This is a genomic window from Pseudomonas sp. 05N434 (assembly GCF_056396965.1).
On sequence record NZ_JBFTMK010000327.1, the window covers coordinates 1 to 9,450 of the forward strand.

At 60.0% G+C, this 9,450-nt stretch carries 9 protein-coding genes and 1 pseudogene; 5 read left to right on the forward strand and 5 right to left on the reverse strand.

What is annotated here, in order from left to right; all coding sequences use genetic code 11:
- The 3 genes from AC1DLB_RS19475 to AC1DLB_RS19485 all read left to right on the forward strand — a co-directional run.
- Positions 1 to 831: DUF3616 domain-containing protein (locus tag AC1DLB_RS19475; RefSeq protein WP_477785470.1), on the forward strand; the 831-nt coding region annotated here is incomplete at its 5' end.
- Positions 832 to 914: 83 nt separating this feature from the next.
- Positions 915 to 2,417: an aldehyde dehydrogenase family protein gene (locus AC1DLB_RS19480; RefSeq protein WP_477742938.1), complete on the forward strand. Its 1,503-nt coding sequence runs from the start codon at positions 915 to 917 to the stop codon at positions 2,415 to 2,417.
- 147 nt (positions 2,418 to 2,564) lie between these two features.
- Positions 2,565 to 2,915 carry a BON domain-containing protein gene (locus AC1DLB_RS19485; RefSeq protein ID WP_081625598.1) on the forward strand — a complete coding sequence of 117 codons (351 nt, stop codon included), beginning with the start codon at positions 2,565 to 2,567 and terminating at the stop codon, positions 2,913 to 2,915.
- 118 nt (positions 2,916 to 3,033) lie between these two features.
- Here the strand turns inward: AC1DLB_RS19485 and AC1DLB_RS19490 are convergent, their stop codons facing one another.
- Both AC1DLB_RS19490 and cynS read right to left on the reverse strand, forming a co-directional pair.
- Entirely contained in the window at positions 3,034 to 3,693 is a 660-nt protein-coding gene (locus AC1DLB_RS19490) for a carbonic anhydrase (RefSeq protein WP_018929758.1), read from the reverse strand.
- A 92-nt stretch (positions 3,694 to 3,785) separates the two neighbouring features.
- On the reverse strand, positions 3,786 to 4,253 hold the full coding sequence (cynS, locus tag AC1DLB_RS19495; protein WP_018929757.1) for a cyanase: 468 nt from the start codon (positions 4,251 to 4,253) through the stop codon (positions 3,786 to 3,788).
- A gap of 118 nt (positions 4,254 to 4,371) precedes the next feature.
- Between cynS and cynR the strand changes: the two genes are divergently transcribed.
- The gene (cynR, locus tag AC1DLB_RS19500; protein WP_477742939.1) at positions 4,372 to 5,256 is read left to right on the forward strand and encodes a transcriptional regulator CynR; all 885 of its coding nucleotides are present in this window, start codon (positions 4,372 to 4,374) and stop codon (positions 5,254 to 5,256) included.
- A 1-nt stretch (position 5,257) separates the two neighbouring features.
- On the opposite strand, the gene AC1DLB_RS19505 is transcribed toward cynR, so the two are convergent.
- The 3 genes and pseudogenes from AC1DLB_RS19505 to AC1DLB_RS19515 all read right to left on the reverse strand — a co-directional run bounded on the left by AC1DLB_RS19505 (position 5,258) and on the right by AC1DLB_RS19515 (position 8,797).
- A complete protein-coding gene (locus AC1DLB_RS19505) occupies positions 5,258 to 5,560 on the reverse strand; it encodes a hypothetical protein (RefSeq protein ID WP_018929755.1) in 303 nt (100 codons plus the stop codon).
- Positions 5,561 to 6,246: 686 nt separating this feature from the next.
- Positions 6,247 to 6,785, reverse strand: a pseudogene (locus AC1DLB_RS19510) (GNAT family N-acetyltransferase).
- 62 nt (positions 6,786 to 6,847) lie between these two features.
- A complete protein-coding gene (locus AC1DLB_RS19515) occupies positions 6,848 to 8,797 on the reverse strand; it encodes a DNA topoisomerase III (protein WP_064618348.1) in 1,950 nt (649 codons plus the stop codon).
- A gap of 231 nt (positions 8,798 to 9,028) precedes the next feature.
- Here AC1DLB_RS19515 and AC1DLB_RS19520 point away from each other — a divergent pair, with 231 nt between their 5' ends.
- Positions 9,029 to 9,391 (forward strand): DUF427 domain-containing protein, encoded by a 363-nt coding sequence (locus AC1DLB_RS19520; protein ID WP_018929751.1) that lies wholly within the window; start codon positions 9,029 to 9,031, stop codon positions 9,389 to 9,391.
- The last annotated feature ends 59 nt before the right edge of the window (positions 9,392 to 9,450 follow it).

A 9,450-nucleotide genomic window follows, 5' to 3' on the forward strand; every position in this document is an offset into this window, starting at 1 on the left:
GGGTATCTCTGGATCGTGGGCTCTCACAGCCTGAAACGGAAAAAGCCCGATAGCACCAAGTCCCTGAAGAAAAACGCCGAGCGTCTGTCCACTGTCAGCCGTGATGGCAATCGTTTTCTCCTGGCCCGGATTCCGCTGGTCGAAGAAAACGGGACGTTCACTTTGGTGAAGAGCACCACCAGCGATGATCGAGTCGCCGCTCAATTGGCCGGCAATCAACTGGGTAACGAATTGCTCGATGAACTCAAGGACGACGAACATGTTGGGGCATTCCTGCACATTCCCGGCAAGGACAACGGGTTCGATACCGAAGGCCTCGAGGTCAACGGCAAGCGTGTTTTTATCGGGTTGCGAGGGCCTGTGCTGCGGGGATGGGCAATCATTCTGGAGGTCGAACCCGAAGACCATCCCAAGCTTGCTCACACACTGAGGCTGAAGAAAATCGGGCCGGGTGGGCGAAAGTATCGAAAGCATTTTTTCCAGCTGAATGGACTCGGCGTCAGGGACTTATGCCTCGATGGTGACGATATGTTGATCCTGGCTGGACCGACGATGGACCTCGACGGGCCCGTCACTGTATTTCGATGGCGCGACGGCGCCAGGCCAGCAGATGAAGGTTTCGTTTTCRGCGAACAATTGACGTCGGTCCTGGAGGTTCCTTACGGGCAAGGAGAAGATAAAGGCTGCGATCATGCCGAAGGGATGACCTTTATAGGCACCGATGGTGTAGAAGAGCCCTTGTTGCTGGTGGTTTATGACGTGAATTCGGACAAGCGTAAACAAGGTAGCAATGGACTGGAGCAGGACGTATTTCGACTTGCGAAAAAGTAACCACCACCGCGTCCCGGTGAATGACGCTCCACGGATTTTCCTATACATTTTCCGACCGCCCCCCTGCATGGTGAAACCGCTTCATGTCTCTTGCGCTCGAACGTCTAGTCGCTGGCACGCCGATCCCATTTGCCGGTAATCGTGTCACSGTCGTCAGCCCCGAACTGGCGGCGCGCTTTCAGCCCGGCGACCATCTGCTGGTGGAGCAGGTCAGCGGCGAGTTGTTGCTGATCCCGGTGGCGGATCAGCAGGCGGCGACGGTCGCCATCGAGCGCGCCGAGGCGGCGTTTGCCGCAATGTCCAGCGTTTCGGATCACGCCATCAGCGAGTTCTTCGATCGCTTCGCGCAACGCCTGGAAACCCCGGAATGCTGGGCCTTGATTGCAGCCGCCAACCTGGCCGACATCGAGCGGGCCAAGGCACGCGGGCGTTCCACCACGCGATTGCTGGCTGATGAGCGCATGCGCCGCGACATGATTGCCGGCCTGCGGGCCTGGCGCGATGCGCCGGCCACCCGCGGTCAAGTCGTGAGCTGCGTCGAGCACGACGGCTGGAAAGTCGAGCAGGTGGTTTCGCCGCTGGGCATCGTCGCTTTTGTGTTCGAAGGCCGGCCCAATGTCTTTGCCGACGCCGCCGGTGTATTGCGCACTGGCAACACCGCGGTGCTGCGTATTGGTAGCGACGCGTTGGGCACCGCYCAGGCCATCGTCACCCATGCATTGAATCCGGCACTGGCCGATGCCGGGTTGCCGAGCGGTGCGGTGTCGCTGGTCGAAAGTGTCAATCACGCCGCCGGCTGGGCAATGTTCGCCGACCGGCGCCTGTCGCTGGCCGTGGCCCGTGGTTCGGGGCATGCGGTCAGCCAGTTGGGCAGCATCGCGCAACAGGCCGGCACCGCCGTCAGCCTGCATGGCACCGGTGGCGCCTGGCTGATCGCGAATAAAGATGCCGATGCCCAGCGCTTCGCCGCCGTGGTGCGCAATTCGCTGGACCGCAAAGTCTGCAACACCTTGAACGTTTGCCTGATCCATCGCGACCGAGCAGCCGAACTGGTGCCGCTGTTTCTCGATGCACTGCAACAGGCCGGCACCGCGCGAGGCCAAGGCTGCAAACTGCACATCGTCGAGGGCAGCGAGCAGCATTTGCCGAGCGATTGGCGCACCGCGAGCGTCGAGGTGTACCGCGCCGAAGGCTATCAGACCGAAGCACAGGCCGAACCGCTGCCCGAGGACCAATTGGGCCGCGAGTGGGAATGGGAAGAAACCCCGGAAGTCAGCCTGAAGATCGTCGACGATCTGGATCAGGCCATTGCCTTGTTCAACCGCTACAGCCCGCAATTCACCGTGTCTCTGATCAGTGAAGATACCCAGGCGCAGGCGCGGTTCTACAACGCGGTCAACGCGCCTTTTGTCGGCAACGGGATCACCCGCTGGGTCGACGGACAGTACGCGCTGAACAAGCCGGAACTGGGGCTTTCGAACTGGGAGAGCGGTCGCCTGTTTGCGCGCAGCGCGATTCTCTCGGGTGATGGCGTGTTCACGATCCGCAGCCGCATGACCCAGACGAGCCTGTCGGTCAAACGCTGAGAGCGGTAAGTAAAGCTGCTCCCAGAGGATTTTCATCGCTCATCAGGAGCCGCCGGCCGCAGGCAACGGCACGCACTATACTTATTGTGTGTCCGTGCCCGCGCGGGGACGGACAGCGCATCTGATTACGTGTGAGAGGATTGCGCCATGAAACTTCATGACTTCCAACATTACTCCCATGGTCTGGAAACGGTCGTTCACGACACGTGGATTACCACCCGGGTAAAGTCGGCCCTGGCCTTGGCCGATACCACTCTTGGCCTGAATGTCCATGTCAAAACCCATGCGGGTGCGGTGGCATTGAGCGGTCGCGTCAATACCCATAGACAGTGTGAGCACGCTGTTGCTCTGGCCCGTTCGGTTCCTGGTGTCGTCAACATCGATGCCAGCGAATTGCTCACTCATGTGTTCACCCCAGGCAGTTTTCCAGAAGCGCCCAACGCTGAAGACACACCTGAACGTCGGCCACAATCGTCAGCCAAGACGGACGACAAATAACCAGGGCGACCGTGTGAGTGTCACATTCCCGGCCGGGAAACGAGGACGGGCGCAGTAGCGCGCGTGTCCACTTTGTAACGCTGCGCCAAGCCTGGTGCAGCTTGTGCGGTCGACACCTTCAGGCGGCTTCGACCGTTTTGCCGTGCACGGCGCAAGTGCCGGGGTGTTCGGCCAGCGACACGAAGCTGTGACTGCCGGCATCCAGGGCATCGACCGAGCCGGTTTCGATGTCATAGACCCAGCCATGCAGGTTCAACAGGCCTTTTTCCAGGGCCAGGCGCACGCTCGGGTGGGTCTGGATATTCGCCAGTTGGGCGATGACGTTTTCCCGCACCATCGAACTGACCTTGGCCGCGTCGCTGGCATGAGGGCGGGCTTCGTTGATCACCTTGGCCGACTCGGCGTGCTGCAACCAGCCGCTGACGGCGGGCAGGTGATCCATGCATTTGCACTGGGCAATGGCGGTCATGGCGCCACAGTCCGAATGCCCGCAGATCACGATGTCTGTCACGCCCAATACCGCGACCGCATATTCCACCGTGGCCGACACGCCGCCCGGATGCGGGCTGTAAGAGGGCACGATATTGCCGGCGTTGCGCACCACGAACAGTTCGCCGGGCTCTTGCTGGGTCAGCAGTTCCGGTACCACGCGGCTGTCGGAACAGGTGATGAACAAGGTGCCGGGATGCTGGGTGGTGGCCAGGTGTTTAAACAGGTCGGTACGTTGCGGAAACGCTTCTTTCTGAAACTTCAATAAACCTTCGATGAGCGCTTTCATGGCGGACTTCCTTGCAATGAATGAGGGGGCGTAGCAGCCTCGCAGGCTCGGCAGCTGCTACGGGGTATCGCTTGCTAAAGGTGGCCAGTTACTTAGAACGGGCGCAGCGGCAGGAACTTGCCGTCCAGGGTAATCACGGCACGGGAGCCGCCTTCCGGGTCTTCGACCTTTTTCAGGTCCAGCTTGAAGTTGATCGCGCTGATGATGCCGTCGCCGAACTGCTCGTGAACCAGGGCTTTGAGCGTGGTGCCGTAGATCTGGATCATTTCGTAGAAACGGTAGATGGTCGGGTCGGTCGGAACACCCGACAGGCTGCCGCGCAGCGGGATGATTTGCAGGCGGGCCACGGAGTCGGCGTCCAGCTCGAGTTTTTCGCCGATTACTCTGGCGGCGGCTTCCGGCAGTGGATGCTGACCGAGCAGGGCGGCGGTGACGTAGGCCAGACCCAGGCCGGTGCCGTCAGTCAGATCCTGCCAGGACAAATTCTTGCGCGCCTTGGCATCGAGGATCGAAGTGGTCAGGGCCAGACTGGTGTCCTGGTAAGCGTGGGACTGTTGCATGGTGTGACTCCTATCGGTTGTGGCTGGAAAGTGGAGCCATCTTCGGTTGATTGATCCATAGCGTCCAAGATCGATATACAATGCTTTGCATAAGTCCTGCCTATAGATGATGAGCCCCATGCTGCTCCGACATTTGCGCTACCTGCTGGCGGTCGCCGACCACGGCGGCTTCACCCGCGCCGCGGAGGCATTGCACGTCTCCCAACCGACACTGTCCCAGCAGATCCGGCAACTGGAGGAAACCCTGGGTGTCAGCCTGTTCGACCGCACCTCGCGCACGGTCAGAGCGACCGACGCGGGGCAGGCCTATATCGAATGCGCCCGGCGGGTGCTGGTGGAACTGGAAGCGGGCAAACGCGCGCTGCATGATGTGAAGGACTTGTCTCGCGGCACCTTGCGACTGGCCATGACGCCGACGTTCATGGCGTATCTGGTGGGGCCGCTGGTGCGCGATTACGCGGCGAAGTTTCCGAACATCCATCTGCAGATTTTCGAGTTGTCGATGGATGACATCGAGGCGGGGTTGCTTGATGACTCGCTGGACATTGCCATTGCCTTCACCCCGGTGAGGAGCCCGGATATCGAGTGCGTGCCGGCGTTTGTCGAGACTCTGGGTGTGGTGGTCGGGCACCGTCATCCGTTGTACGAACGGCAGATCCCGCTATCGCCCAAGGAAATGGCGCAATTGGATTTCGCGTTGCTGACGCCGGACTTCATCACCCGATCCTCAGTCGACGAGTATTTTCGGCAGCAGAACATCACGCCCAAGGTGGCGATCGAGGTGAATTCGGTGAGTACGTTGCTGGAGGTCATTCGCCACACGCCGATGGCCACCATCCTCCCGGAGCCCATCGCCACGGCGGAACGGGCATTGCGCCGAATTGAATTACAGGGCGAGGCACCCCGGCGCGACGCGGCATTGCTGCGCAGGAAGAACAACTATCACAGTGCCGCGTCTGTGGCGTTCGCGAACCTGGTGATGGCCGGCAGCACCAGCGTGTGAATCAATCATCCACCGACTGGCAGATGCCATTGCCGCCTTTCTTGCTGGTATAGGTCACGGCTACCGTGTCGTCATCCGCGATGCTGATCGAGATCGTCACATCCGGCCCCTTGGCCTCGAAAAGGCGATCATTGATCATTTTGGTCTGGGCTTCTTTGCTGTTGATCATCACCGGACCATCCTGGTCGGCGTGGACCATGATTTTCCCGGGACAGTCCACATCGAAGGCGGGAATGCCGGGGAGACTATTCGCATGGGCTGCACTCGCCAATGCCAGTAGCATGAATGTCAGGGTTGTTTTCATCGCAGACCTCCAGCGGATAAACCGATGTCCAGCGCACTGTTAACCATAGCCTTGTTCTTTTGACCCGGTACGAAGTTAGAGGTGCAAAAACAAGAAACAAAAAAAGGCCCCGCTCGATAAACGAGCGGGGCCTTCTTGTGTTTGGGAGTTGTAAGCCCCTTGACCATTTGGTGATCTTTCAAAGTTGATTCGCTAATACAGGTAGCCCATCGGTTAGTTGATCCCTGGCACCGAAACCAGGACGTCAGCGGTCGACCGTCAATACGACGGGGTCGCGCATCTGTTGCATGTAGTCGTGTTGAATAACTGCTACGCAATAGCGTCACAACGAAGAGAAGCAGCGAAAACYTGGAGGCCACTGCCGACGTTTTCAGGGTCGGCCACAAGCTTCATGAGGATTGATCGCTAGCGTTTCTCGCCCTTGTACTGGACGTTCAGGCCAGGTCAGCTTCTTCAATCTGCCTTGTGGGCAGCGTGTATCCGGGAAAAACAGCTCGGCGGTCAGACGAACTTGCTCAAACGTGTTGCCTGTACTCCCGATCGGGGAGACGTCTGCATCATGCAAGGGCAAATCGGAGGCGTCAACGGTTTTGTAGTGATTATTTTTGTTCACTACATATTGTCGGACAAAGTGGTTTTGGAATTAGAAAGTCAGCGTGGCCACCGTTTGGAATCTTCGGCAGCGCTTACCCCGGCCCCGTAGGCGTTGCCGAGGGCTGCGATCTTTCAAAGCGGTAAACGGTGCATGGATAACCGTCGATCGGCAGCTGATGCACGGTGAACACTCCGGCCGTGAGATCGGGCATCACCCTGGCCCAGAACAGCCGCGCAGGCTGGTTGGCATCGATGTGGAAAATCTGCCATTGACCGGGGAAGCGGCTCAAGAGGGCAGAGACGACAAACTTCGCGACACCTTGGCCACGAAAGCGTCGACTGACAAAAAGTAGCCGATGTTGTACTCGGCGCCGACGATATGGGTTTGGTTATCCACGGTCACGAACCCTGCCAGCTCGCCGTCGACCTTGATCAGAAACGGCCGGGTTGCCGGGTTGCGCCAGTAGTCCAGTCTGGGCTGGATGTTGAAGTAACCATGTTCCCCGAGCTTCAGCGGCAGCCATTCGCTGAAATCGTACATGTAGAACTGCATCAGGTTTTCGATGGTTTCCAGTTCGTCGCGCTGGGCGGCGTGCAGTTCTATCGAGGGCTGGCTCCTGATTGTCGCCATGGTCGTACCTTCGGTGTCTTAACTGACATTGAAGAACACTAGACCATTTCGATTCGCTGCCCTCAAACCTTGCCCGCCGGTTTCGCCGCGCGCTTGGTTCCAGTCGAAGGCTTGCGTTTGGCGGGTTTGCGTTTGTTTTTCCACGGTGTGGCGCCACGCCCGGCCGGGCTTGCCGGCCCGCTGATGGTCAGGTTCAGGCCGGCGCAACGTGCCACTTGCTTGCTCATCCACGCGGCCTGTTTGGTGACGAATTCTTCCAGGCTCATTTCACCGCTCTGCACCATGTCCAGCGCCTGTTCCCAGATCGCCGTGGTGCCGGGGTCGGCAATCGCGCGCGGCACCGCATCGATCAGGCTGAAAGCCGCCGGCGTCGCGGCCAGGGCCTTGCCGTTCTTGATCAGATAACCACGATCCAACAGGCCCTGGATGATCGAGGCGCGTGTGGCTTCGGTGCCGATGCCGGTGGTGTCCTTGAGCTTTTGCTTGAGCAGCGGATCTTCCACCAGTTTGGCAACGTTCTTCATTGCCTTGATCAGATCGCCTTCGGTGAATGGCTTGGGCGGCTGGGTCCAGAGGTCCTTGAGCTTCACGTCGGCCACCGCGCAGTCACGCCCTTCGGCCAGTGTCGGCAGTGTTTGCGGTGCCGGTGCTTCGCGGCCCTTGGCGGGCGCGAGGGCTTCGGGCAGGGCGCGTTTCCAGCCGGGCTCGGCAATCTGCTTGCCCACGGCGCGCAAGGCTTCACCGGCGCAGTCGAAGTCGGCCTGGGTGCGGTCGTACTCATGATTGGGCAGGAACTGCGCCAGATAACGCGCACGAATCAGGGTGTAGACCGCCCGTTGCTTGCCCACCAGTCGATCGAGATTCTTCGCCGCGGCGGTCGGAATGATGCCGTGGTGCGCGCTGACCTTGGCATCGTTCCAGGCCCGCGATCGGCGTTGCGGCTCCAGATAATCGTGCAAGGCGTTCAGGGCCGGATCGGCTTGCCGGAGCGCCGCCAGAATACCCGGCGCTTCGCTGTGCTGACTCAGGGGCAGGTAGCCGCAGTCGCTGCGCGGGTAGGTGATGACTTTATGGGTTTCATACAGGGCCTGGGCGATATCGAGGGTTTCCTGGGCGCCGAGCCCGAGTTTTTTCGAGCAGACTTCCTGCAAAGTACCCAGGTCGAACGGCAGCGGCGCGACTTCGCGCATGCGCTCGGTACGTAGCTTGATCACCCGAGCGCTCGCCGCATTGCCAATGGCTGCAGCCGCCTGCTGGGCCAGCGCCTGGTTCAGGCAGCGATCCTGATCGTCACAAGCATCGGACGCCGCGCGCCACTGGGCAGTGAACGCAGTGCCATCGTGCAGCAGTTGCACGTCGATGGCCCAGTAGGCCACCGGGACGAAATCGGCAATGCTGCGGTCGCGATCCACCACCAGGCGCAAAGTCGGCGTCTGCACCCGACCGACCGGCAACACGCCCTGATAGCCGGACTGACGCCCCAGCAGGGTGAACAGCCGACTCATGTTCATCCCGATCAACCAGTCGGCCCGGGAGCGCCCCAACGCCGAATGATAGAGGCTGAACGTCTCGGCCCCCGGCTTGAGCGCCGCCAGCGCCTTGCGGATCGATGCATCGTCCAGCGCCGACAACCACAGCCGCTGGATCGGCCCGCGATAACGGCAATGTTCCACCAGTTCCCGGGCGATCATCTCGCCCTCACGGTCGGCGTCGGTGGCAATCACCAGTTCACTGGCCTCGCCGAGCAGGCGTTTGACTGCCTTGTACTGGCTGGCCGTGCGCGGCTTGACGGTCATTTTCCATTTTTCGGGAATGATCGGCAGATCCGCCAGCACCCAACGTTTGTAACGCGCGTCGTAGGCATCCGGCGGCGCGGTTTCCAGCAGGTGGCCGATGCACCAGGTCACCGTGACGTCCGTTCCCAGCCAGCAGCCGTCGCCTCGACGCCTGGCGCCGAGCACGGCCGCGATATCTTTGGCCTGGGAAGGTTTTTCACAGAGGTACAGCCGCATAACCACCATCATCGATCAGTGTTCGAGAGGTGCACAGAATGGCGGTTGATGAGCGATGGAGYAATCTTTATCTGTATGGATGTACAGCTTGAGCTGTTGCGTTTGATGACAGCGGTCAATCCAGCGACTGAAGCACGCTCCGTTCGGCTGCGAAGTACTCGCGATACCAGAACATGGGGTATACCTGTTGGGGCGCGGAAACCGCACAACAGCAACAGAGGAACCTACTTCATGAAAGTCCCAGGTGCCGGTAGTCCCATCTCCATCGTCCCCCAACCCGGCTGCGTGGTGGTGAAGTTCCATGGCATTCAAGTGGCGTCGTCCACTCGGGCGCTGGTCATGCATGAGACCAATTATCCTCCGGTGTACTACATCCCGCGGGAGGACATCGCCGAACAGTATTTCGCCCGCACCGACCACACCAGCTATTGCCCGTACAAGGGCGATGCCAGCTATTACAGCCTGCAGATCCCCGGGCATGAAGGTGCCAATGCGGTATGGAGTTATGAGCACCCCAAGGTGTCGGTTGCGCAGATTGGCGGGTATGTGGCGTTCTATCCTGACGAAGTGACGTTTGAGGTGCTCAAGACCTGATGTGCAGAAAACATTTTGTGGCGAGGGGGCTTGCACCCTCGCCACAAACTAACCTCCCG